Origin of the sequence: Nocardia sp. NPDC049149 (genome assembly GCF_043197455.1) — a bacterium.
GTDB lineage: Bacteria > Actinomycetota > Actinomycetes > Mycobacteriales > Mycobacteriaceae > Nocardia.
This window is the reverse complement of record NZ_JBICTD010000011.1, coordinates 120,339-141,657: the sequence shown is the minus strand read 5'-3', so window position 1 is coordinate 141,657 and position 21,319 is coordinate 120,339. Positions and strand designations below refer to the sequence as shown.

Below are 21,319 nucleotides of genomic sequence, written 5' to 3'. Positions count from 1 at the left end.
TACGCCCGGCACTCATTTGGTGCGAAGACGCGGCCCGATGAGCCAGCGGAGTCAAGGCCATCTCAGGGCGGCTACGTTCGCTCTGAGCGCCGTAGTACCCAGAACCAGTGCGGATCTCGAAAGCCGCGCCGGATCCTCATGCTTGCCGCCAGGCAAGCCCGATCCGTAGCGCCACCCCCGGATCCCCATCCACGCCCCACATTCGTGCCTCGTCAGAGGCACGAAGTCCCCTCTGGTTGTTTGACAACCCTTCGGAGCCGGACACCAGTGCAGACCCCCGAAAGCCGCTGCGGCTACTCAGGCTTGCCGCCAGGCAAGCCCCATCGATCCGCACCTACGCCCCACATCTGTGCCTCGTCAGAGGCACGAGGTCCTCCCCGGCTGTCTACCCAATCTTCCGTGCCCGACCCCATCTGTGCCTCGTCAGAGGCACGACGTCCTCCCCGGTCGTCTACCCAATCTTCCGTGCCCGACCCCATCTGTGCCTCGTCAGAGGCACGACGTCCTCCCCGGCTGTCTACCCAATCTTCCGTGCCCGACCCCATCTGTGCCTCGTCAGAGGCACGACGTCCTCCCCGGCTGTCTACCCAATCTTCCGTGCCCGACCCCATCTGTGCCTCGTCAGAGGCACGACGCCCTCCCCGGTCGTCACCCAACCTTCCCTGCCCGACCCCATCCGTGCCTCGTCAGAGGCACGACGCCCCTCCCCAACCTTCCGCGCCCCACCCCAACTGTGCCTCCCCAGAGGCACAGCCCTCCATCTCGGTTGTTCGACAACCTTCCAGAGCCCGGCACCTGCTCTTTCCCCTCCACCAAACCTTCCGGAGCCGAACCACGAGGAACCCCTAAACCCCCTCGCGATACTCCGAAGCCAACCCGAACAACGGAAACAGCTTCTCGGTATCCAAAAAGAAACTCATCCCAGCAATAGCATCCCCATCCAACTCCAACACCGTGATCGACCACGGAACCCACACCCCCGGCTCCTCACTCGGCTTGTAATGCCCAAACGCCGCATGCCCGTTCGCCCCTTCGAGCCGAACCATCCGAGAATCCCGGCACCCACTCCCATGCCCCAGCATGAACGCAGCCACATTCTCCGGCCCGGAGAACCAGAACTCGATCGGCGGCATGGACAGCGCCACATCCGTTTTCAGCAGCGCAGTCAGCGCATCCATGTCGTACGCCTCGAACGCCTTGACGAAGTTGTCGACCAGTTTGCGCTGGTCTTCATTGGATTCGTCGTAGTCGTCGGTGGCGGTCGGCTGCACCTTCGACATGGTGGCCCTGGCCCGTTGCAGTGCGCTGTTCACCGACGCGGGCGACATGGTGAGGGCCTCCGCGGTCTCGTTGGCGGAGAACCGCAGCACTTCGCGCATGATCAGGATTGCGCGCTGGGTGGCGGGTAGGTGCTGGCAGGCGGCGACGAATGCCAACCGCAGCGTGTCTTTGGCCGACGCGTGCTCGGCGGGGTCGGCGCCGAACGCCAGCGCGTTCGGGATCGGTTCGATCCACACGTAGTCCGGCTGCGGCGGCGGTAGGGGAGAGTCCGGTCGCGCTGGCCCGGATAGATCCATCGGCCTGGCGCGCCGCTGCGGGCCGTCGAGCATGTCCAGGCAGACGTTGGTGGTGATTCGGTAGAGCCACGAGCGCAGGCTGGCGCGGCCCTCGAACGAATCGTAGGACTTCCACGCGCGGGTGAAGGTTTCCTGGACCGCGTCTTCTGCTTCGAAGGACGAGCCGAGCATGCGGTAGGCGTAGGCGCACAATTCCCGGCGGTGTTTCTCGAAGGATTCGAGCACGTCGGGAGCGAGGCCGGCGGATTGGCCGGACAAGTCGTTCATGGTTGTCACCCTGCCACAGGGCACCGACACATCCCAGACCCAAATGCCGACTACCAGCGCAATCAAGATCATCAGCCGGCGTCCCGCCGTGCGTCCGGTCACAGCCTCCCGGTCAGCCGATGAATTCAGCCACCGCGATCCGTCTGTATTTGTGCGCAACTAAACAGGCGGACTACGAAAAAGGGACCGACACATGAGCAGCCGGATGATATTTCTCAACCTCCCCGTCGCCGACCTGAATCGGTCGAAGAAGTTCTACGAGGCGGTCGGCTGGAAGGTCAACCAGGAGTTCTCCGACGACAACGCTGCCTGCATCGTGATCGACGACAACATCTGCGTGATGCTGCTGACCAGGCAGTTCTTCATCACCTTCAGCCAGCGCCCGGTCGCCGATACCACCGAGAAGACTGGCGCCTCTTACGGTTTGGCGCTGACGAGCGTCGCCGAGGTGGACGCACTGGCCGATGCGGCGCTGTCCGGCGGCGCCACCGAAGAGGTCAACGCGGACAAGCGCGCACAGGAGGAGCAGGTGGGCATGTACAGCCGCACCTTCCTCGATCCGGACGGCCACCAGTGGGAGCCGTTCTGGATGGATTACTCGGGCAGTCGGTGACGCCCGACGCGGGGTCGCCCCCGGTGCCGAAAGGTGCCGGGGGCGTTCAGCTTTCCGGGGTCAGCTGCCGGTGAAGGTCGGCTTCCGCTTCTCCGCGAAGGCCTTCGGGCCCTCCTTGGCATCGGTGGAACGGAACACCGCCATGCCGAGCTTCGCGTCGATCTGGAAGGCCTCTTCCTCGTGCATGCCCTCGGTGTCCCTGATCGTCCGCAGGATGGCCTGGACCGCGAGCGGACCGTTGGCGGCGATCTGCGCGGCCAGTTCCAGTGCCTTGTCGAGGGCGCTGCCGTCCGGCACCACGTGCCCGATCAGCCCGATCTCTTTGGCCTCGGCGGCGGTGATGTGCCTGCCGGTCAGCAGGATGTCCGCGGCAACGGTGTAGGGAATCTGCCGTACCAGGCGCACCGCGGACCCGCCGAGCGGGAACAGGCCCCAGCGTGCCTCGGAGACACCGAATTTCGCGCTTTCGCCGGCCACTCGGATGTCGGTGCCCTGCAGGATCTCGGTGCCGCCCGCGATGGCAGGCCCCTCGACCGCGGCGATCAACGGTTTGGTCAGCCTGCGGCCCTTGAGCAATGCCTCGATCTTGGACAGGTCCCAGCCGCCGCCCGCGAACGAGTCGCCGGGATGCTGTGCGGTCATCGCCTTCAAGTCGGCGCCCGCGCAGAACGCGCCGCCCGCGCCGGTCAGGATCGCCACCCGGATGTCCGGATCGCTGTCCACCTGATCCCAGGCATCGCGCATGATCGCCATCATCTCCGCCGAGAGCGCGTTGCGCGCCTCGGGTCGATTCATCGTGACGATCAGGACCTGGTCGCGTTTCTCGACGAGGCAGTGTGGCATTGACGAATCTCCTGACTTTTCGACCCTTGCCAGGAACAGTAACACGTTCTATTTTTAGCCTGTGAGCTACAACATAGCGGACCTTGTCGAACATGCCATCGACCTGATGCCCGACCGCGTCGCGCTCGTGGGCGACGGTCGTGAGGTGACCTACGCCCAGCTGGAGGAGCGCGCCAATAAATTGGCTCACTACCTGCTCGAACATGGCGTGCAGCCGGGCGACAAGGTCGGCATCTACTCGCGCAACACGGTCGAGGCGGTCGAGGCGATGGTCGCGGTGTTCAAGGCCAGGGCCGTGATGATCAACGTGAACTTCCGATACGTCGAGAACGAGTTGCAATATATTTTCGAAAATTCGGACATGGTCGCGTTGATCCACGAGCGCCGCTACAGCGAAAGGGTGGCCGCTGTTCGTCCGAACACCCCGCAGCTGAAGACGGTGATCGTTGTCGATGACGATACGACCGGCACCATCGCCACCGCAGCGGATTCTGTCGAATACGAGGCGGCGCTCGCGGCCTCGTCCGGCGAACGCGACTTCGGTGAGCGCTCGCCCGACGACGTCTTCATGCTCTACACCGGCGGCACCACCGGCCTGCCGAAGGGCGTGATGTGGCGGCAGGAGGACTGGTGGCGGGTGCTCGGTGGCGGCATCAACTTCATCACCGGCGAACCCATCGACGATGAATGGACCCAGTCCAAGACCGGTCACGGCAGCGGAGCGCAGATGGTGCGGTTCCCGATCCCGCCGATGATCCACGGTGGCTCACAGACCGCGGTGTTCCACAGCCTGTTCGACGGCGGGAAGGCCGTGATGGTGCCCGAATTCAGCGGGCACGGCGTATGGCAGGCGATCGACCGTCACAAGATCAACCTCATCTTCATCACCGGCGACGCGATGGCGCGGCCGATGCTGGACGCGCTGATCGAGGGTAATCCGGAAACCGGTGCGCCCTATGACCTTTCGAGCCTCTACGTGCTGGCCAGCAGCGCGGCGTTGTTCTCGCCCGCCCTCAAGGACCAGTTCGTCGAGCTGCTGCCGAACCGGCTGATCTCGGACTCCATCGGCTCCTCCGAGACCGGCTTCGGCGGCCTGTCGATCGTCGCCAAGGGCGTCAACCACACCGGCGGGCCGCGCGTGAAGATCGACGCGTCCACCTCGGTGCTTGACGAGGCGGGCAACCCGGTGCAGCCCGGCTCCGGCGTGGTCGGCCTGCTTGCCCGCAGCGGGCACATTCCGCTCGGCTACTACAAGGACGAGGCGAAGACCGCGGCAACCTTCAAGGAGTTCAACGGGATTCGCTACGCCATCCCCGGCGACTTCGCCAGGGTCGAGGAGGACGGCACCGTCACCATGCTCGGCCGCGGTTCGGTCAGCATCAACAGCGGTGGCGAGAAGATCTACCCGGAGGAGGTCGAGGGCGCGCTCAAGACCCACCCGGAGATCTTCGACGCGCTCGTGGTCGGCGTCGAGGACGAGCGCTGGGGCCAGCGGGTGGTCGCCGTGGTGCAGTGTCGCGGGGGAAATCGGCCGACGCTGGCGGAATTGCGCCCGGTTCTCACCAAAGAGATTGCCCCGTACAAGCTTCCGCGCAGCCTGTGGTTCGTGGACGAGATCAAGCGTTCCCCTGCGGGCAAGCCCGACTACCGCTGGGCCAAGGCGCACACCGACACCTGTGCCGCCGACGAGCATGCCGAAGCGAGCAGCAAGTAGGAACCGGTCATCCCGAAGGGCCGCCACGGATTTCGTGGCGGCCCTTGCCTGTGCCTCGGTCAGCGGTTGCCCAGCTCGGCGAGCCGATAGGTGAGCGACTTGCGGACGGCGGGGATGCGGGTGAGCGTCGTGACGACGAGATTGCGCAGCGACCGGGCGGGGCGCGACGTCAGCGTCGCCATGCGGGTCATGCGGTCGGTGAACGCGACAACATCGAGCGCTATCGGGCGGCGGATGGTTTCGTAGCTGTCCAGGAGGGATTCGGGCTCGCCCGCGATGACTCTGGTGAGCAGGCCGCCGAGGGTTGCGGCGTCTTGGATGCCGGTGTTCATGCCCTGGCCGCCCGCGGGGCTGTGCACGTGCGCCGCGTCGCCCGCGAGCAGGACCCGGCCCGTGCGGTAGCGGTCGGCGACGCGATGATGCACCCGGAAGCGTGAACTCCACAGCACTGCACTGACTTCGACGTCCCCACCGGGTCCGCGGGCGTCGAGAATGGCTTGGATGTCGTCGCGGGTGGGGTGCTCTGGCGCCGTGTCGACGGTGGCGACCACGCGGTACCGGTTCGATTCGGCGGGGTCGGGCAGCGGTGCGATCACGGTGATGCCCTCCGGTGACAGATACAGCGAGACTTCCTCGCGCGGGATCGGCCAGTTCATCCGGACGTCGGCGAGCACGAACGACGCGGGATAGGCGGCCCCGGTGAATCCGATGCCCGCCTGCTCGCGCACCACGCTGTGCATGCCGTCGGCGCCGATCACGTAGTCGGCGCGGAGGGTGCCGACGGCGCCCGCGGCATCGGTGTATTCGACTGTCACGCCGTCGTTCTCCTCGACGACCCGGGTCACTTGGTACGGCCGGTGCACGTCGCCGCCCGCCTTGCGCAGCGCGGCGAGCAGCACCGCCTCGGTGGTGTCCTGCGGGACCATCAGGGTGTAGGGGTACTGCGTCGGGAGGCCGTCGAACCGGAGCGTGGCCAGGGTGCGACCGCCGTCGTGCAGCGTGAAGGTCGGCACCACAAGACCTTCGGGGATGAGCTCCTCGGCGATGCCGAGCTCGTGCAGCACCTCCAGCGTCCTGGCGTGCACGACCGCCGCGCGAGAGGTGTTGGCGCCCTCGGCAAGTCGATCGAGCAGGACGAAGTCGACGTCTGCCGCGGCCAGGGTGACGGCCGCGGTGAGCCCGGCAGGCCCCGCGCCGACGATGACGACGGAGGTGGTCTCTGGCAGCGGGTTCGGGGTGGTGTTCATCAGAACTCCTGAAGTCAACATCTGTGGGCCAACGCTTGTTGGCATAACGGTAGCCCGCCCGGCGTGGCTAAGTCAACGGTTGTTGGCCTACACTTGTTGGCATGACGATCGAGCCTGATCAGCCGCCTGCCCGGCGCTCCGATGCGACCCGCGCGGCCATCCTGGAGGCAGCACGCGCCCGCTTCGCCGCCGAGGGATTCCGCAAGGCGACCATCCGCGCCATCGCCACCGACGCCGCGATCGACCCGTCGATGGTCATGCGCTATTTCGGCAGCAAGGACGGCCTGTTCGCGGCCGCCGTCGACATCGACCTGGCGCTGCCCGACCTGGCCGCCGCCGATCCCGATCGGCTCGGCGAACTACTCGTCCGCCGCTTCCTCGCGCTGTGGGAGGAGCCGCCGGGCAACGAGGTGCTGCGTACGTTGCTGCGCTCCGCGGTGACCGACGACGCCGTCACCGAACGTTTCCGCACTGTCTTCGCCGAGCAGGTGCTCCCCGCCGTCCTTCGTTTTGGTGACGCTGCCGACGCGCCGCGCCGCAGCGGCCTGGTGGTCACTCAGCTCCTCGGAATTGCGCTGTGCCGCTACATTCTTCGGATCCCGCCGGTGGTAGCCCTGACGCGCGAGGCGCTGATCGCCGACATCGCCCCGACCATTCAGCGCTACCTGCTGTCGGTGCCCACCGAGTAGCGGCAAGGCGCGAGAACGGTGGTCGTTACGACCTTCGCTGAGTCGAGACTCCCATCTCGGCCCGAGTATCAGCGGAACTGGCGGCGCGGAATGACGCCCGTTGCAAGGGAATTCGACCGCACACACTATTTCGGCCCGCCGAGTTTCCTCGACGGGCCGAAGGGGAGTGCCCACCGGTCAGGCCGGGGCGGCCAGGAGAGCGCCGAGGGCGCGCAGATGGTCTGTTCCGCCGCCGAGGGCGAACTCGTGGTGTTTGGCGGCGGTGAAGTAGTTGTGCACGATGTGGTCTCGGTCGATGCCGACGCCGCCGTGCACGTGCACGACGGTGTGCGCCACCCGGTGGCCCGCGTCGGCGGCCCAGAACTTGGCGGTGTGGACGGCTTCGGCGCTCGGCAGGTCCTCGGACAGCAGCCAGGCGGCCTGGGTGACCGCCAGGCGCAGGCCCTGGACGTCGATGTAGGCATCGGCGAGACGCTGGGCCACGGCCTGGAAGCTGCCGACCGCCTTGCCGAATTGTTCTCGCTCGCGGGTGTATTCGGCGACCAGCTCGAGCGCCCGCTCGATGGTGCCGAGTTGGGCGGCGCTCAGGCCGAGCCAGGCGCGGGTGAGTATCCAGTCGAGGATCTCGGCGCCACTCTCGACGGTGCCGACCAATTCGGCGGGGGTGTCGGCGAGATCGACGGCGTACTCGGGGGTGCGGTCGACCACCTGCTGGGCGGTCACGGTCGCCGCGGCGGGATCGACGAGGAACACCGCGACCGTGCCGGACACGGTGGCGGGGACCAGGATTCGATCCGCCCGGTTGGCGAACGGCACCGTGGTCTTGGCGCCGGTGAGCCGCCAGCCACCGTCCGTCTCGGCGGCGGTGGTGATCGGCTTGGTCGGCTCCCAGTTGTGTTCCTCGGCCAGCGCGGCGGTCAGGATGATCCGTCCCGCGCCCGCCTGGGTCGCCCGATCCTGTTGCGCCGCATCGCCGAATCGGGCCAGCGCGCCTGCGCCCAGCACGATCGACCACAGGTAGGGCACCGCGGCGACGTACTTGCCGAGTTCGCGCAGCACGGCGGTCTGCTCGAGCACACCCAAGTCACTGCCGCCCACTGCCTCTGGCAACGCCGCCGCGAGCACGCCGGTCTCGGCGAGCGAGTGCCACAGCGTCTCGTCGAATCGTTCGTCGGCGGTGTCGAGTTCACGCAGGCGGTCGGCGGTGACCAGCTTGGCGCACACCTCGCCGGTCAGCCTGGCCAGATCGAGCTGGGCCTCGGTGGGAGTGAAATCCATGTCAGCTACCTGCTTTCCGTCAGCGTGCCGAGGCGGGCTGCTTGAGGGCGGTCATCGCGATGATGTCGCGCTGCACCTCGTTGGTGCCGCCGCCGAAGGTGAGAATCAGTGCGGCGCGGTGCATCCGCTCCAGCCTGCCGCGCAGTTCGGCGCCGGGGGAGTCCTGCCGCACGTAGGCCTGCGGGCCGAGCACCTCCATCAGCAACCGGTATGCCTCGGTGGCCAGCTCGGTGCCGTACACCTTGCAGGTCGAGGCGTCCCACGGTCGCGGCGCCGCCGAGCCGCCCGCGTCGGCGCGGCTGGCGATCTCCCAGTTCAGCAGCTTCAGGTATTCGACCTTGGCGTGCACCCGAGCGAGGTTGAGCCGCACCCATTCCTGGTCGATCACCCGCGAGCCGTCGCCGGCCTTGGTGTCGCGTGCCCATTCGACGGTCTGGCTCAGCGCGAGGCTGAGCGGTCCCGCCGAGGTCAGCGCGACGCGTTCGTGGTTGAGCTGGTTGGTGATCAGCGCCCAGCCGCCGTTCTCCTGGCCGACGAGCGCGCTCGCGGGCACCCGGACGTCCTGGTAGTAGGTCGCGCTGGTGTCCGGCCCCGACATGGTGTGCACGGGTGTCCAGGAGAAGCCTTCGGCCGTGGTCGGCACGATCAGCATGCTGATGCCCTTGTGCTTCTTGGCATTCGGATCGGTGCGCACCGCGAGCCACACGTAGTCCGCGTAGGCGATCAGGCTCGTCCACATCTTCTGGCCGTTGATCACGTAGTCGTCGCCGTCGCGCACCGCGGTGGTGCGCAGGCTGGCCAGGTCGGTGCCCGCGCTCGGCTCGGAGTAGCCGATGGAGAAGTGCAGTTCGCCCGCCGCGATCTTGGGCAGGAAGAAGCGCTTCTGCTCTTCGCTGCCGTAGTGCATGATCGTCGGCGCGACCGAGTTGATGGTCAGGAACGGCACCGGCGCCCCGGCGATCGCGGCCTCGTCGGTGAAGATCAGCTGATCCATCACCGTGCGGTCCTGCCCGCCGTACTCCTTCGGCCAGGCCAGCGTGAGCCAGCCGTCGCGGCCCATATCCTGCGCGACCTCGCGGTAGACGTTGCCCTGGCCGTACTCGCCCGTCTGCGCGCTGAGCGCGGCTCTACGCTCGGGAGTGATGAGTCGCGCGAAGTAGTCGCGCAGCTCAGCGCGTAGCTCCTCCTGCTGCGGCGTGTACGCAATGCGCATGGCAAATACCTCATGCCTTCGTCGATGTGGGTTCAACCGATCATTGCATATCGACTGAAACATGTTCCAGTATTGAGGCCGAATCCGGTCGATGCCGCCCCGTGCGGAGTCGTCGGGTTGTTAGGCTTCTGCTAGGAACGCGGTAAAGGAGTTCTCATGAAGGTCAGCGTCGATTTGGACCAGTGCGAAGCGAACGGAATCTGTGTCGGAATCGCCCCCGACGTGTTCGAACTCGATGACGAGGACCAGCTGCACATCCTCGAGGCCGATGTGCCCGACGACCGTCTCGCCGATGTCGAGGACGCCGTCGCGCAGTGCCCGAAAGCGGCGCTGCGCCTCCAGTGACACCGGGCCTTGCCATAGATTGGAACACGTTCTAGGGTCGGCTCCGTGGGTGAGCGAAGCGAACGAACCAACGACACAGCGGCCGCGAGTGACGATGGGGTGAGTCTTGCGGGCCGGGTGGCGATTGTGACCGGTGCGGGCGCTGGGCTGGGGCGGGCAGAGGCGCTCGCGCTGGCCGGGGCCGGGGCCTCGGTCGTGGTCAACGACCTGGCGGACTCGGACGCCGTCGCCGCCACCATGGCCGATATCCGCGCGCTCGGTGCCAAGGCCGAGTTCGTCGCGGGCAGCATCGCCGAACGCGCGACCGCGGACGCGCTGCTGCGCACCGCCGAGGAGGCCTTCGGCAGCGTCGATATCGTGGTGAACAACGCGGGGATCACCAGGGACCGGATGCTGTTCAACATGTCCGACGAGGACTTCGACGCGGTGCTCGCGGTGCACCTGCGCGGCCATTTCTTGTTGTCCCGCAACGCTGCAACCTATTGGCGTGGCAAGTCCAAGGAAGCGGGCGCTCCGGTATATGGCAGGCTGATCAATACCTCCTCTGAGGCTGGCCTGCTCGGCCCGGAGGGCCAGGCCAACTACGGCGCCGCCAAGGCGGGTATCACCGCGCTGACGCTGTCGGCGGCGCGAGCGCTCTCCCGATACGGCGTGCGCGCCAACGCGATCGCGCCCCGCGCACGGACCGCGATGACGGAGGCCGTGTTCAGCGCGGCGCCCGAGGGGCAGATCGACCCGCTCTCGCCCGATCATGTCGCCCGGCTCGTCGCGTTTCTCGCCTCGCCCGCCGCCGACGCGGTCAGCGGTCAGCTGTTCGTGGTCTACGGGGGCATGGTGGCGCTGATGGCCGCGCCGGTGGTCGAGCAGCGCTTCGACGCCGTCGATGGCCAGTGGTCGGCCGGTGATCTCGCCGCGACGCTCGGCGGCTACTTTGCCGAACGCCCTGCCGGGCAGACGTTCTCGGCGTCGTCGCTGTTGGATCTCGGCTGAGCGCAGGCGCGCTCGTCCCCCTGGGTGGGTGAAACAAGCGCATCGAGGGTCGATATCTGCAAGGCTCACCGACACGGAATCGCTGATCAACTGTCCAACTGTTGATCAAGGGTCCAGTAGTTGGTAGACATTGGAGGTCGAGATGTGTGCCGTCTCACAAAGATGGGATCATAGTCTCTGACACTCGTTCCAAATTCATATGCCGATGCAGAGAAAAAGTGCAGTTCAAAAGTGGCAAACATCTTCCGGCGACGCAATGAACGTGTTCTAATTGTTGAGGCGGTGCGGCCTCGGTGAAGAATCGTGCCGTGCGAACGTACGCGGGTTTGAGCAAGGAGGTTCATCGATGAACGAGGTCCTTGCCGTGCCATTGCGTGCGGTAGGCGGGTTCTTCGAACTGACCGCGGAAGTCGCACGTTCGAGCGTGCGCAGGCCTTTTCAATGGCGCGAGTTCATCGATCAGTCCTGGTTCATCGCGCGAGTCTCGATCGTGCCGACACTGTTGGTCGCGATTCCATTCACCGTTTTGGTGAGCTTCACTCTCAACATCTTGTTGCGGGAGATCGGCGCGGCCGACCTCAGCGGGGCGGGTGCGGCATTCGGCGCGGTCACCCAGGTCGGTCCGATCGTCACCGTGCTCATCGTCGCTGGCGCAGGCGCCACCGCCATCTGCGCTGACCTGGGCGCACGCACCATCCGCGAGGAAATCGACGCGATGCGGGTGCTCGGCATCAATCCGGTGCAACGGCTGGTGGTGCCGCGCGTGCTCGCCTCGACGTTCGTCGCGCTGATGCTCAACAGCCTGGTGTGCACGATCGGTATCGTCGGCGGATTTCTGTTCTCGGTCTTTCTGCAGGACGTGAATCCCGGCGCCTTCGTCAACGGCATCACGCTGTTGACGCATTTGCCCGAATTGGTCATCTCGGAGGTGAAGGCCGGATTGTTCGGCATGATCGCCGGACTGGTGGCCTGTTATCTGGGACTGAATGTCAAAGGCGGTCCGAAGAGTGTCGGTGATGCGGTGAATCAGACCGTCGTCTTCGCCTTTATGGCGCTGTTCGTGGTGAACGTGGTGGTCACCGCGGTCGGCATCAAGTTCACGGCGCGGTGAACCCATGGCCTTCGTGATCGAATCCCGCTTTCCGCGTACCGTGCGACGAGTGCGTCGGATGTCGGACTCGCTCGATTCGGTAGGTAAACATGCTGTGTTCTACGCACAGGCGCTCGGGGCAATTCCGCGTGCGCTGACCCACTATCGCACCGAGACTATTCGGCTGATCGCCGAAATCAGCATGGGCAGTGGCGCTTTGGCGGTGATCGGCGGCACCGTGGTGATCGTCGGATTTCTCACCCTGTTCGCGGGCGGCACCATCGCCGTGCAGGGCTACAGCTCGCTCGGCAATATCGGCGTCGAGGCGCTCACCGGGTTCTTCGCGGCCTTCATCAACGTCCGCATCGCCGCGCCGGTGATCTCCGGCATCGGCCTGGCCGCCACCATCGGGGCAGGCTCGACCGCGCAGCTCGGCGCCATGCGGGTGGCCGAGGAGATCGACGCGCTGGAATCGATGGCGATCCGGCCGGTCCCGTACCTGGTCGGCACCAGGGTGCTCGCCGGAATGATCGCGATCGTGCCGCTCTACGCGCTCGCGGTGATCGCCTCGTTCATCGCGAGCCGGTTCGCGACGGTCGTCATCTACGGACAGTCGGCGGGCGTGTACGACCACTACTTCTCCACCTTCCTCATCCCGAGCGACATCCTGTGGTCGTTCGCGCAGGCGATCTTCATGGCGCTCGCGGTGATGCTGATCCACACCTACTACGGCTTCAACGCCGCGGGCGGCCCGGTCGGGGTCGGCGTCGCGGTCGGCAACGCGGTGCGCGCCTCGCTGGTCGCGGTGGTCACGGTGACGCTGCTGATCTCCCTGGCCATCTACGGCACCTCCGGCAACTTCCATCTCTCCGGGTAAGCGATATGGCGGATTCGAAGAAATTGCGCAATGCCGTCGGCCTCAAACTGGCCGGCGCCGGAATGGTGCTCGCACTGGTCGCCGTCATCGCCATCGCCCTGGTCATGTTCGTCGGCGGGTTCACGCCGACGGCGACCGTGACGGTCGACGCGCCGCGCAGCGGTCTCGTCCTCGATCCGGACGCCAAGGTGAAGGTGCGCGGTGTCGAGATCGGGCGGGTCGTCTCGATCAGCCAGCATGCCGACGGCGCCAGCCTCGAGTTGGCGTTGAATCCCGATCAGCTGAAGCTGGTTCCGGCCAACGCGGGCGTAGACATTCGCTCCACCACCGTCTTCGGCGCGAAGTACGTGAATTTCACGGTGCCGCAGCAGCCTTCGGCGACCTCGCTGCAGCCGGGCGCGCGGGTGACGGCGCAGCACGTCACCGTCGAGTTCAACACGCTCTTCCAGCATCTGTCCGATGTGCTGGCCAAGGTCGAGCCGGAGAAGCTGAACGCGACCCTCTCGGCGCTCGGCACCGCGCTGCAGGGACGCGGCGAGAAACTCGGCGACCTGCTCGCCCGCAGCGACGCCTACCTGCGCGACATCAACCCGTATCTGCCGACGCTGCAACAGGATCTGGTGCGTACCGGCCAGGTCACCGACCTGTATGCCGACACGGCCCCCGGCCTGCTCCGCACGGTCGACAACCTCACCGTCACCAGCGACACGCTCGCCGCCGAACAGCAGAGCCTGGACAACGTGCTCGCCAACGTGATCGGGCTGGCCGACACCACCGGCTCGGTGCTGCGGGACAACACGGGCAACCTCAGCACGGCGTTGGATCTGCTGCGGCCGACGACCAGCCTGCTGTTCGAATACGCGCCTGCGCTCAGCTGTTTGATCAATGGGCTCGGCCCGATGATGCCGCTGGCCGAGGATGTGTTCGGCGGCATGCTGCCCGGCATCGGCATGAACACCAACTTCATGTTCGGCGCCAAGCCCTACACCTATCCGAACGACCTGCCGAAGGTGAACGCGACCGGCGGCCCGCACTGCGAGGGAGTGGTGGATCGGGTCCCGGACAGCCACTCCAATTACGTTGTCACCGATACGAATCAGGGAGCTCCGTACGTGCCGAACACGGGTTTCGTCAAGCCCAACGAGGCGCCGAAGGTGTTCCAGCTCCTGTTCGCCGGCCTGCCGGGGGTGGCCAGCCTGTGAAGAACACCGCGACGACCATCAAACTGGCCATCTTCACGCTGGTGATGGCGCTGGTCTTCGCCGGGCTGACCGTCGTGTTCAGCCAGATGCGATTCGCCAAGGAGAACGGCTATCACGCCGTGTTCACCAGCTCGTCCGGGATGCTGCCCGGCTCGAAGGTGCGCATCGCCGGGGTGCCGGTGGGTTCGGTGTCCTCGGTGCAGGTCGGCAAGGACCATCTCGCGCATGTCGAGTTCGATGTCGACCGCAAGTACCGGTTGCTCGCCAGCACCCGCGCCACCATCAGGTACGAAAACCTGGTCGGGGACCGGTATCTGGAGTTGTTGGAGGGGCCTGGCTCGATGGACGTGCTGCCCGAGGGCGGCACCATCGGCAAGGACAAGACCGCGCCAGCGCTCGACCTGGACATGCTGCTCGGCGGCTTCCGGCCGCTGCTGCGCGGCCTGGATCCGGCGCAGGTGAACGACCTGACCAGCGCGCTGCTGCAGATCTTCCAGGGCCAGGGCGGCACGCTGGTTTCGCTGCTGAACAGCGGCGGCTCCTTCGCGAAGACGCTGGCCGATCGCGACGAGCTGATCGGCAACGTGATCAACAACCTGAACACGGTGTTGCAGACCATCGATCAGCGCGGCGATCAGTTCGCCACCACGCTCGACGAATTGCAGCGTCTGGTCAGCGGTTTGGCCGCCGATCGGGACCCGATCGGCGACGCGCTGCCGCGCATCGCGGGCGCCACCCGTGACCTGACCGGTCTGCTCGCCCAGGCACGGCCGGATCTGCGCTCGACCATCGAACAGACGGGCCGACTGTCCACCAACATCGACAACGGCTCCGACACCTTGCAGTGGGTGCTCGACCGGTTGCCCGACACCTACAAGAAGTTGATTCGGATCGGCGCCTACGGCTCGTTCCTGCAGCTCTACGTCTGCGGGACCAATATGCTCGTCGACGGCCCGAACGGGCAACCCCTGCAAGTGAACCTGCCCGGTAAGCAGACGACCGGAAGGTGTGCGCCCGAATGAACCAGGAGCGCTCGCGCGTCGTCACCATCGGCATCGTCGGCCTCGTGCTCGCGGTGTGTGTTGCCCTGTCGGCGTTGCAGTTCGACCGGCTGCCGTTCATTCGCGGCGGCGCGACCTACACGGCGTACTTCGCCGACGCGGGCGGGCTGGTGCCCGGCGACCCGGTTCAGGTGGCCGGTGTGCGCACCGGCCGGGTGGACGACGTTGAGCTGGACGGCGCCAAGGTGCTTGTCCGGTTCACGCTCGAAGAGTCGATCGTGTTGGGCCAGAAGACCTCCGCCGCGATCAAGACCAACACCGTGCTCGGCCGCAAGTCACTCGAGGTGACGCCGACCGGCTCCGGTGCGCTGCGCCGGGACGACACGATTCCGTTGGACCGCACCACGTCTCCGTATTCGCTCAACGACGCGCTCGGCGATCTCGGACGCACGGTGCAGGGACTGGACATGGCGCAGGTGGACAAGACGCTCGACACATTGTCGGCGACCTTCGCCGACACCCCGGCCCCGCTGCGGGCGGCGCTTGACGGCGTAACCGCCTTGTCGCGCAGCATCAATGCCCGCGATCAAGCGCTGTCCGACCTGTTGAAGCGCGCACAGAGCGTCACGAAGATCCTGGCCGACCGGAGCAACCAGATCAACGCGTTGCTGCTGGACGGCAACGACCTGCTCGGCGAACTCGATCGGCGCCGCAGTGCGATCGGGCAGCTGATCGTCTACGTGAACGAGGTGGCCAAGCAGCTGTCCGGCCTGGTCGCCGACAACGAGCCGCTGCTGAAACCCGCGCTGGACAAGCTGAATTCGGTGCTTGCCCTGCTGCAGCGCAACCGACAGAACCTGAACGACGCGCTCGACAACCTCGGCCCCTACGCCGCGGCGCTCGGCGAACAGGTCGGCAACGGGCCGTGGTTCAACGCGTACGTGGTCAACGCGACCAGTACCCAGTTGCAGCTGCTGGTCGACGCACTGGTGTGGCCGGAGCATCTGCCCGATACCTTGCGCAACATCTTCACCAAACCGGCACCGCCGTCGATCGGGCCCTCGATCCAGGAGCCACCACGATGACCATGCTGGAAAGAGTTCGGCAGCTACCGCGGTGGGCGGTGCTGGTTGCGGCCGGATTGGTCGCCGCGCTGGTGCTTTTCGGCGCGTACGCCGGTGTCAGCCGGATCGGCAAGACCGCGATCACGGCGTACTTTCCGTCGACCTCCGGTCTCTACCAGGGTGACGAGGTCCGGGTGCTCGGCGTCAAGGTCGGCCGCATCGACTCGATCGAGCCGGGTAAGGATCGGGTGCGGGTCAAGCTGACCGTCGATCGCGGCATCGATCTGCCCGCCGACGCACGCGCGGTGATCATTTCGCCGTCGCTGGTGTCGGCCAGGTTCATCCAGCTGGCGCCCGCGTACACCGGCGGTCCGAAAATGCGGGACGGCGCGGAGATTCCGCTCGAGCACACGGCGGTCCCGGTGGAGTGGGACGACATCAAGGCCGAACTGTCCAAGCTGGCAACAACTCTGGGGCCGGTCGGGGACGACAAGCAGGGTTCCTTCGGCCGCTTCGTCAACACCGCCGCCGACAACATGGACGGCAACGGGCAGAAACTGCGCGACACCCTGCGCGAACTGTCCGCCACGTTGAACACGCTCTCCGACGGCCGCACCGACCTTTTCGGCACCGTGCGGAATCTGCAGAAGTTCGTCGAGGTGCTCTCGGCAAGCAACGAGCAGATCGTGCAGTTCGGCGGCAGACTCGCCTCGGTGTCCTCGGTGCTGGCGGGCACCTCCGCCGAACTCGGTGCGGGACTGGACAATCTGGATACCGCGCTCGGCGATGTGAAGCGCTTCCTCGACGGCAGCGGCGCCGAGCTCACCGAAGGCGTGCAGCGGCTCGCCGACGTCACGCAGATCCTGGTGGACAAGCGGCCCGAGCTGGAGCGGGTGCTGCACTCGGGTCCGACGGCGCTGGTGAACTTCTATCAGATCTACAAGCCGGCCCAGGGCACGCTGTCCGGCGCGGTCGCACTCAGCAACACGGCGGATCCGCTCGGCTTCCTCTGCGGGTCGGTGCGGGCATTGGAGACCAATGATTCCGATCGCTCGGCCGATCTGTGCGCGCAGTATCTGGCGCCGGTGATCAGCTCGCTTGCCATGAATTACGCGCCGATCATGCTGAATCCGGCCACCGGGGTGCACGCGTTCCCGAGCCAGATCGAGTACAGCCCGCCGAGCCTGGCCGGGCGGGCGCCGCAGCCGGGCCCGGCGCCGGGACCCGCGCCGGTCGTGATACCGGACGGCATTGCCGGACTGGCTATTCCGGGAGGAGGCCGATGAGGCAACCGCGCCGGATGGCCACGCTCGTCATGGGTCTCGCGCTCGCACTCGGTGTTTCGGGTTGTGAGTGGGACGGATTGAACTCGCTGCCGATGCCCGGCACCGAGGGCACCATGGACGGCGCGTATCAGGTGCGCATCCAGATGCCGAATGTCACCACGCTGACCAGGAATTCGCCGGTGCGCGTCGACGACGTCACGGTGGGCACGGTGTCGAACATCGAGGTGGAGGGCTGGCACGCGCTCGTCACGGTCACCCTGAATCCCACCGTGCAACTGCCCGCCAACGCCGTCGCCAAGATCGGGCAGACCAGCTTGCTCGGCAGCAACCACATCGAGCTGGCCGCGCCGACCGATGCCACGCCGCAGGGGCAGCTGAAGGCGGGCGACACCATTCCGCTGGCGCGCGCAGGCGCGTTCCCGACCACCGAGCAGGTCCTCTCGTCGCTGTCGGTGGTGCTCAACGGCGGCGGCATCTCGCAGCTGGAAACGATTACCCGCGAACTGAACTCGGCGCTGGTCGGGCGCGAGAACGACATTCGCGACCTGTTGCCGCAACTCAACGAGCTCACCGTCAACCTGGACAAGCAGCGCAACGACATCATCGCGGCGATGAGCGGCCTCGATCGGCTCGGCGGTCAACTCGCCCAGCAGCGCGACGTGGTCGCCAAGGCGATCGAGCGGATCCATCCCGCGCTCACCGTGCTCGCCGATCGCACCAAGAACATCACCGCGGCGCTCAACGCGCTCGGCGACCTCAGTGATGTGACCGATCGGCTCATCGCGTCCAGCGGCGAGAACCTGAAGGCGAACCTGCGCAGCCTCGCACCGGTGCTGCAGACGCTCGCCGACACCGGCGTGAATCTGATCGAGGCGATGAAGATCATCCCGACCTTCCCGTTCCCGATGAAGAACCTGGACAAGGCGATCAAGGGCGACTACTTGAACTTGTTCATCACCGTCGATCTCACCGGCAAGCGGTTGGACAACAACTGGTTGATCGGCACCCCGCTCGGCGGCCGGTTCGGCGGCGTCGAGGGCGTGGTCGGCAGCTTCGCGCCCGACACCGCCACGCAGGGCGGCAATCCGGCGACCGGTCCGCTGCAACCCGAAGGGGCGCAACCGACTCCGACCATTCCGGGTCTGCCGCCCATCCCCGGCTTGCCTGCCATTCCCGGGCTGACGGTGCCGGGAAACACTGCGCCACAAGGGGGTCCCGGCCGATGACGCTCACCCGATTCGTCCGCGCCCAGCTGACGATCTTCGCCATTCTCACGGTCATCGGGCTCGCGGTGATGGGCGGGGTGTATGTGAAGGTGCCCGCGATGTTCGGCATCGGCCGCTACGACGTCACGGTGCAGCTGGAGGCGACGGGCGGGCTCTACCCGACCGCCAACGTGGCCTATCGCGGCACGAATGTCGGTACGGTGCGCGAAGTTCGGCTCACCCCCGGTGGCGTCGAGGCGCAGTTGTCCATCGACAGCGACTACAAGGTGCCCAAGGATGTCACCGCCTGGGTGCGCAGTGTGTCCGCGGTCGGCGAGCAGTACGTCGACCTGATCCCGGCCGACCGGCCCGCGGGCGGCAATCTGGCCGACGGCGCGGTGATTCCGGTGCAGCGCACCAAGTTGCCGCAGGACGTCGGCTCGTTGCTCGATCAGTCGGATCGCCTGCTGTCCAGCGTCGCCGACACCAGGCTGCGGCAGGTGATCGACGAGGCGTTCCGCGCGTTCAACGGGGCGGGCCCGGATCTGCAGCGGTTCATCGACTCGGCGTCACTGCTGGTCCAGGAGGCGCAGCAGAGCGCGGAGCCGACCAAGAAGCTGCTCGATCAGATCGGGCCGTTGCTGGACACCCAGATTCAGTCCGACGCGGCCATCCGGTCGTGGACCAGCGATCTCGCGACGGTCACCGATCAGCTGCGGGCGCACGATCCGTCGCTGCGGAATGTGTTGCGCGACGCACCTGCTGCCATGCAGCGGGTCAACTCGCAGTTCGAGTCCCTGCGTCCGACCTTGCCGCTGCTCTTGAACAACCTGGTCAGTGTCGGACAGGTGGGCGTCACGTATCACGCAGGGCTGGAACAACTTCTGGTGGTGTTCCCGCCGTTGATCGCGGCGCTGAAGACGATCATCCGCGGGCCGCGCGAATACGGCGCGATGGTCGACTTCATGGTCGTCGTCAACGATCCGCCCGCGTGCACCACCGGATTCCTGCCCGCGAACGAACGGCGCTCGCCGAGCGAATTGGATTCCGTCCCTTCGCCGCCGGGGCTGTACTGCAAGGTGCCGCAGGATTCGCCGATCGCGGTGCGCGGCATCCGCAATACGCCGTGCGCCGAATTCCCGGGGGTGCGGGCGCCGACGCCCGAGCTGTGCCGCTCCGGCTTCGTTCCGGAGGGCAACAACCCGCCGTTCGGGCCGCCGCAACCGGTCGCGCCCGCCGCGGCGCCGCTCGCGCCCGGTCAGGTGGCGCCCGCCGCCTATGGCACCGGAACACCTGCGGCCGCCCGCGCCTATGACCCGAAGACCGGTCAGTACGTTGGACCGGACGGACGCACCTATCGACAAGGAGATATCGGACCGGGCGGTACGGGCACGGTACCGTCGAGCTGGCAGGCGATGCTCGAGGAGCAGCAACGATGACGGAAATCAACGGAGATCGGCAGCGCGCGCGACGTCGCGCGGTGCGCTCGGTGGGCCCACCGGTCGAGGAGACGGCGAACCGTGAGGTGATGTCGGTTCCCGCGGGGACCGCACGTGCCGCAACGGCGACCGCGCTCGGCGGTGGTGCGGTCGTGGGATCATCGGCCGAAAAGGCCTCGGCGGCTGAGGTTTCCACGGATGTCGAATCCTCGAAGGATGCGGTGTCGGCAGCTGCCTCGGTCGATCTCGGCAAGTCGGTAGACGCTGATTCCTCTGTCGATCTCGGGAAGTCCGTCGACGCTGGCTCATCCGTAGATCTCGGCAAGTCGGTGGTTGCCGTCGATGAGCCCGCGGATGCGGACCAGCCGAAGACGTCGCTCGGCGCCGGGCGCCTCGTCGCCATGGCGGCAGCCGCGATCGTGGTGCTCGCGCTGGTAGTCGGCGCGGCCATCGCGGTGGTTCAGGTCCGTTCGGCCGACGCCCGCGCCGAGCGCCGCACCGAGTACGTGCAGACCGCCAGGCAGGCGGTGCTCAACCTCACCACGATCCGCGCCGACTCGGCGAAGCAGGACATCGACCGGATCCTCTCGGTCGCCTCGGGCCAGTTCAAGAGCGAATTCGACGGCCGGGTAGACCCGTTCATGAATATCGTGCAGCAGGCCAAGGTCGTCTCCACCGGCGAGATCGTCGAGGCCGCGGTGGAAAGCGACGACGAGAACTCCGCCAAGGTGCTGGTGGCCGCCAAGCAGACGCTGACCAACGCGGGACAGGAAGGTCCGCAGACGCGGCTCTACCGCTTCCGCGTCACCGTCGACCGCGGCGATGCCGGGCTGACCGTTTCCAACGTGGAGTTCGTGGCATGAAATCACCAGGCAAGATCGTCATGGCCGGGCTCGGCGCGGTGGCCCTCGTCGCGCTGATCGTCCTCGGCATCAGCGGATTCCAGCTCTGGAACGACCACCAGGCCGAACAAGCCCGCAAGGACGCGGTGACGGCGGCGGACCGTGCCGTCTCGGCGATGTTCAGCTATGACTTCCAAACGGTCGACAAGGAACTCCCGAAGGCCGCCGACGCCCTCTCCCCGAAGTTCCGTGACGACTACCTGAAGCTCATCACCCAGGCAATCGCCCCCGGCGCCAAGGAGAAGCAACTCTCCGTCAAGGCAACCACCCAGGCGGGCGGCGTGATCTCCGCGGACAAATCGCACGCGGATGTCCTGCTCTTCCTCAATCAGGTGACCACAAGCAAGGATTCGCCCCAGGGCACCACCACCGGCAGCCGAGTCCGCGCCACCCTGCAAAAGGACGGCGATCGCTGGCTTGTCGACCAGATCACCCCGCTCTGAGCGAAAAGGGGAGTGGCACAAGGGCTGCCGTGTT

The 21,319-nt window shown here is 66.5% G+C and carries 20 protein-coding genes; 15 read left to right on the top strand and 5 right to left on the bottom strand.

Features of this window, described 5'->3' with window-relative positions:
- Positions 1–845: 845 nt before the first annotated feature.
- Entirely contained in the window at positions 846–1,844 is a 999-nt protein-coding gene (locus ACGFNJ_RS35835; RefSeq protein WP_393458827.1) for a sigma-70 family RNA polymerase sigma factor, read from the bottom strand.
- A 193-nt stretch (positions 1,845–2,037) separates the two neighbouring features.
- Between ACGFNJ_RS35835 and ACGFNJ_RS35830 the strand changes: the two genes are divergently transcribed.
- A complete protein-coding gene (locus ACGFNJ_RS35830) occupies positions 2,038–2,457 on the top strand; it encodes a VOC family protein (protein ID WP_393458824.1) in 420 nt (139 codons plus the stop codon).
- Between the two features lie 60 nt (positions 2,458–2,517).
- On the opposite strand, the gene ACGFNJ_RS35825 is transcribed toward ACGFNJ_RS35830, so the two are convergent.
- Positions 2,518–3,300 carry a crotonase/enoyl-CoA hydratase family protein gene (locus tag ACGFNJ_RS35825; RefSeq protein WP_393458821.1) on the bottom strand — a complete coding sequence of 261 codons (783 nt, stop codon included), beginning with the start codon at positions 3,298–3,300 and terminating at the stop codon, positions 2,518–2,520.
- Between the two features lie 61 nt (positions 3,301–3,361).
- On the opposite strand from ACGFNJ_RS35825, the gene ACGFNJ_RS35820 reads away from it, so the two are divergent.
- Positions 3,362–5,014 carry an acyl-CoA synthetase gene (locus ACGFNJ_RS35820; protein ID WP_393458818.1) on the top strand — a complete coding sequence of 551 codons (1,653 nt, stop codon included), beginning with the start codon at positions 3,362–3,364 and terminating at the stop codon, positions 5,012–5,014.
- A gap of 59 nt (positions 5,015–5,073) precedes the next feature.
- Here the strand turns inward: ACGFNJ_RS35820 and ACGFNJ_RS35815 are convergent, their stop codons facing one another.
- Positions 5,074–6,261 (bottom strand): FAD-dependent oxidoreductase, encoded by a 1,188-nt coding sequence (locus tag ACGFNJ_RS35815; protein WP_393458815.1) that lies wholly within the window; start codon positions 6,259–6,261, stop codon positions 5,074–5,076.
- Between the two features lie 101 nt (positions 6,262–6,362).
- On the opposite strand from ACGFNJ_RS35815, the gene ACGFNJ_RS35810 reads away from it, so the two are divergent.
- Positions 6,363–6,950, top strand: coding sequence for a TetR family transcriptional regulator (locus ACGFNJ_RS35810; protein WP_393458812.1), 588 nt, complete (start codon positions 6,363–6,365; stop codon positions 6,948–6,950).
- A gap of 177 nt (positions 6,951–7,127) precedes the next feature.
- On the opposite strand, the gene ACGFNJ_RS35805 is transcribed toward ACGFNJ_RS35810, so the two are convergent.
- Together ACGFNJ_RS35805 and ACGFNJ_RS35800 are read right to left on the bottom strand one after the other, a co-directional pair.
- On the bottom strand, positions 7,128–8,228 hold the full coding sequence (locus ACGFNJ_RS35805) for an acyl-CoA dehydrogenase family protein (protein ID WP_393458809.1): 1,101 nt from the start codon (positions 8,226–8,228) through the stop codon (positions 7,128–7,130).
- A gap of 19 nt (positions 8,229–8,247) precedes the next feature.
- A complete protein-coding gene (locus tag ACGFNJ_RS35800; RefSeq protein WP_393458806.1) occupies positions 8,248–9,441 on the bottom strand; it encodes an acyl-CoA dehydrogenase family protein in 1,194 nt (397 codons plus the stop codon).
- Between the two features lie 156 nt (positions 9,442–9,597).
- Between ACGFNJ_RS35800 and ACGFNJ_RS35795 the strand changes: the two genes are divergently transcribed.
- The 12 genes from ACGFNJ_RS35795 to ACGFNJ_RS35740 all read left to right on the top strand — a co-directional run bounded on the left by ACGFNJ_RS35795 (position 9,598) and on the right by ACGFNJ_RS35740 (position 21,285).
- Positions 9,598–9,786: a ferredoxin gene (locus tag ACGFNJ_RS35795; protein ID WP_069167353.1), complete on the top strand. Its 189-nt coding sequence runs from the start codon at positions 9,598–9,600 to the stop codon at positions 9,784–9,786.
- Positions 9,787–9,831: 45 nt separating this feature from the next.
- Positions 9,832–10,776, top strand: a complete 945-nt coding sequence (locus ACGFNJ_RS35790) for a 3-oxoacyl-ACP reductase (RefSeq protein WP_393458802.1) — start codon at positions 9,832–9,834, stop codon at positions 10,774–10,776.
- A 346-nt stretch (positions 10,777–11,122) separates the two neighbouring features.
- Positions 11,123–11,887, top strand: a complete 765-nt coding sequence (locus ACGFNJ_RS35785; protein ID WP_069167355.1) for an ABC transporter permease — start codon at positions 11,123–11,125, stop codon at positions 11,885–11,887.
- A gap of 4 nt (positions 11,888–11,891) precedes the next feature.
- On the top strand, positions 11,892–12,743 hold the full coding sequence (locus ACGFNJ_RS35780; protein ID WP_393458798.1) for an MlaE family ABC transporter permease: 852 nt from the start codon (positions 11,892–11,894) through the stop codon (positions 12,741–12,743).
- Between the two features lie 5 nt (positions 12,744–12,748).
- On the top strand, positions 12,749–13,945 hold the full coding sequence (locus tag ACGFNJ_RS35775; protein ID WP_393458795.1) for an MCE family protein: 1,197 nt from the start codon (positions 12,749–12,751) through the stop codon (positions 13,943–13,945).
- The gene (locus ACGFNJ_RS35770) at positions 13,942–14,967 is read left to right on the top strand and encodes an MCE family protein (RefSeq protein ID WP_393458793.1); all 1,026 of its coding nucleotides are present in this window, start codon (positions 13,942–13,944) and stop codon (positions 14,965–14,967) included. The genes ACGFNJ_RS35775 and ACGFNJ_RS35770 overlap by 4 nt, the downstream gene beginning before the upstream one ends.
- Positions 14,964–16,031, top strand: a complete 1,068-nt coding sequence (locus ACGFNJ_RS35765) for an MCE family protein (RefSeq protein ID WP_393458790.1) — start codon at positions 14,964–14,966, stop codon at positions 16,029–16,031. Before ACGFNJ_RS35770 ends, ACGFNJ_RS35765 begins: the two co-directional genes overlap by 4 nt.
- Complete coding sequence (locus ACGFNJ_RS35760; protein ID WP_393458787.1) at positions 16,028–17,296, top strand: MCE family protein; 1,269 nt, start codon at positions 16,028–16,030, stop codon at positions 17,294–17,296. Before ACGFNJ_RS35765 ends, ACGFNJ_RS35760 begins: the two co-directional genes overlap by 4 nt.
- Complete coding sequence (locus ACGFNJ_RS35755) at positions 17,293–18,522, top strand: MCE family protein (RefSeq protein ID WP_393458784.1); 1,230 nt, start codon at positions 17,293–17,295, stop codon at positions 18,520–18,522. The genes ACGFNJ_RS35760 and ACGFNJ_RS35755 overlap by 4 nt, the downstream gene beginning before the upstream one ends.
- Entirely contained in the window at positions 18,519–19,940 is a 1,422-nt protein-coding gene (locus tag ACGFNJ_RS35750) for an MCE family protein (protein ID WP_393458781.1), read from the top strand. Before ACGFNJ_RS35755 ends, ACGFNJ_RS35750 begins: the two co-directional genes overlap by 4 nt.
- The gene (locus ACGFNJ_RS35745) at positions 19,937–20,803 is read left to right on the top strand and encodes a hypothetical protein (RefSeq protein WP_393458778.1); all 867 of its coding nucleotides are present in this window, start codon (positions 19,937–19,939) and stop codon (positions 20,801–20,803) included. The genes ACGFNJ_RS35750 and ACGFNJ_RS35745 overlap by 4 nt, the downstream gene beginning before the upstream one ends.
- Entirely contained in the window at positions 20,800–21,285 is a 486-nt protein-coding gene (locus tag ACGFNJ_RS35740) for a h domain protein (protein WP_393458775.1), read from the top strand. Before ACGFNJ_RS35745 ends, ACGFNJ_RS35740 begins: the two co-directional genes overlap by 4 nt.
- Positions 21,286–21,319: the final 34 nt, after the last annotated feature.

Excerpts from the sequence above, each read along its gene's own strand:
- ACGFNJ_RS35805 (WP_393458809.1), bottom strand. The coding sequence starts at position 8,228 with ATGGATTTCACTCCCACCGAGGCCCAGCTCGATCTGGCCAGGCTGACC.
- ACGFNJ_RS35745 (WP_393458778.1), top strand. The coding sequence starts at position 19,937 with ATGACGGAAATCAACGGAGATCGGCAGCGCGCGCGACGTCGCGCGGTG.
- ACGFNJ_RS35755 (WP_393458784.1), top strand. The coding sequence starts at position 17,293 with ATGAGGCAACCGCGCCGGATGGCCACGCTCGTCATGGGTCTCGCGCTC.
- ACGFNJ_RS35800 (WP_393458806.1), bottom strand. The coding sequence starts at position 9,441 with ATGCGCATTGCGTACACGCCGCAGCAGGAGGAGCTACGCGCTGAGCTG.
- ACGFNJ_RS35795 (WP_069167353.1), top strand. The coding sequence starts at position 9,598 with ATGAAGGTCAGCGTCGATTTGGACCAGTGCGAAGCGAACGGAATCTGT.
- ACGFNJ_RS35750 (WP_393458781.1), top strand. The coding sequence starts at position 18,519 with ATGACGCTCACCCGATTCGTCCGCGCCCAGCTGACGATCTTCGCCATT.
- ACGFNJ_RS35825 (WP_393458821.1), bottom strand. The coding sequence starts at position 3,300 with ATGCCACACTGCCTCGTCGAGAAACGCGACCAGGTCCTGATCGTCACG.
- ACGFNJ_RS35780 (WP_393458798.1), top strand. The coding sequence starts at position 11,892 with ATGGCCTTCGTGATCGAATCCCGCTTTCCGCGTACCGTGCGACGAGTG.
- ACGFNJ_RS35830 (WP_393458824.1), top strand. The coding sequence starts at position 2,038 with ATGAGCAGCCGGATGATATTTCTCAACCTCCCCGTCGCCGACCTGAAT.
- ACGFNJ_RS35810 (WP_393458812.1), top strand. The coding sequence starts at position 6,363 with ATGACGATCGAGCCTGATCAGCCGCCTGCCCGGCGCTCCGATGCGACC.
- ACGFNJ_RS35815 (WP_393458815.1), bottom strand. The coding sequence starts at position 6,261 with ATGAACACCACCCCGAACCCGCTGCCAGAGACCACCTCCGTCGTCATC.
- ACGFNJ_RS35775 (WP_393458795.1), top strand. The coding sequence starts at position 12,749 with ATGGCGGATTCGAAGAAATTGCGCAATGCCGTCGGCCTCAAACTGGCC.
- ACGFNJ_RS35765 (WP_393458790.1), top strand. The coding sequence starts at position 14,964 with ATGAACCAGGAGCGCTCGCGCGTCGTCACCATCGGCATCGTCGGCCTC.
- ACGFNJ_RS35835 (WP_393458827.1), bottom strand. The coding sequence starts at position 1,844 with ATGAACGACTTGTCCGGCCAATCCGCCGGCCTCGCTCCCGACGTGCTC.
- ACGFNJ_RS35785 (WP_069167355.1), top strand. The coding sequence starts at position 11,123 with ATGAACGAGGTCCTTGCCGTGCCATTGCGTGCGGTAGGCGGGTTCTTC.
- ACGFNJ_RS35740 (WP_393458775.1), top strand. The coding sequence starts at position 20,800 with ATGAAATCACCAGGCAAGATCGTCATGGCCGGGCTCGGCGCGGTGGCC.
- ACGFNJ_RS35760 (WP_393458787.1), top strand. The coding sequence starts at position 16,028 with ATGACCATGCTGGAAAGAGTTCGGCAGCTACCGCGGTGGGCGGTGCTG.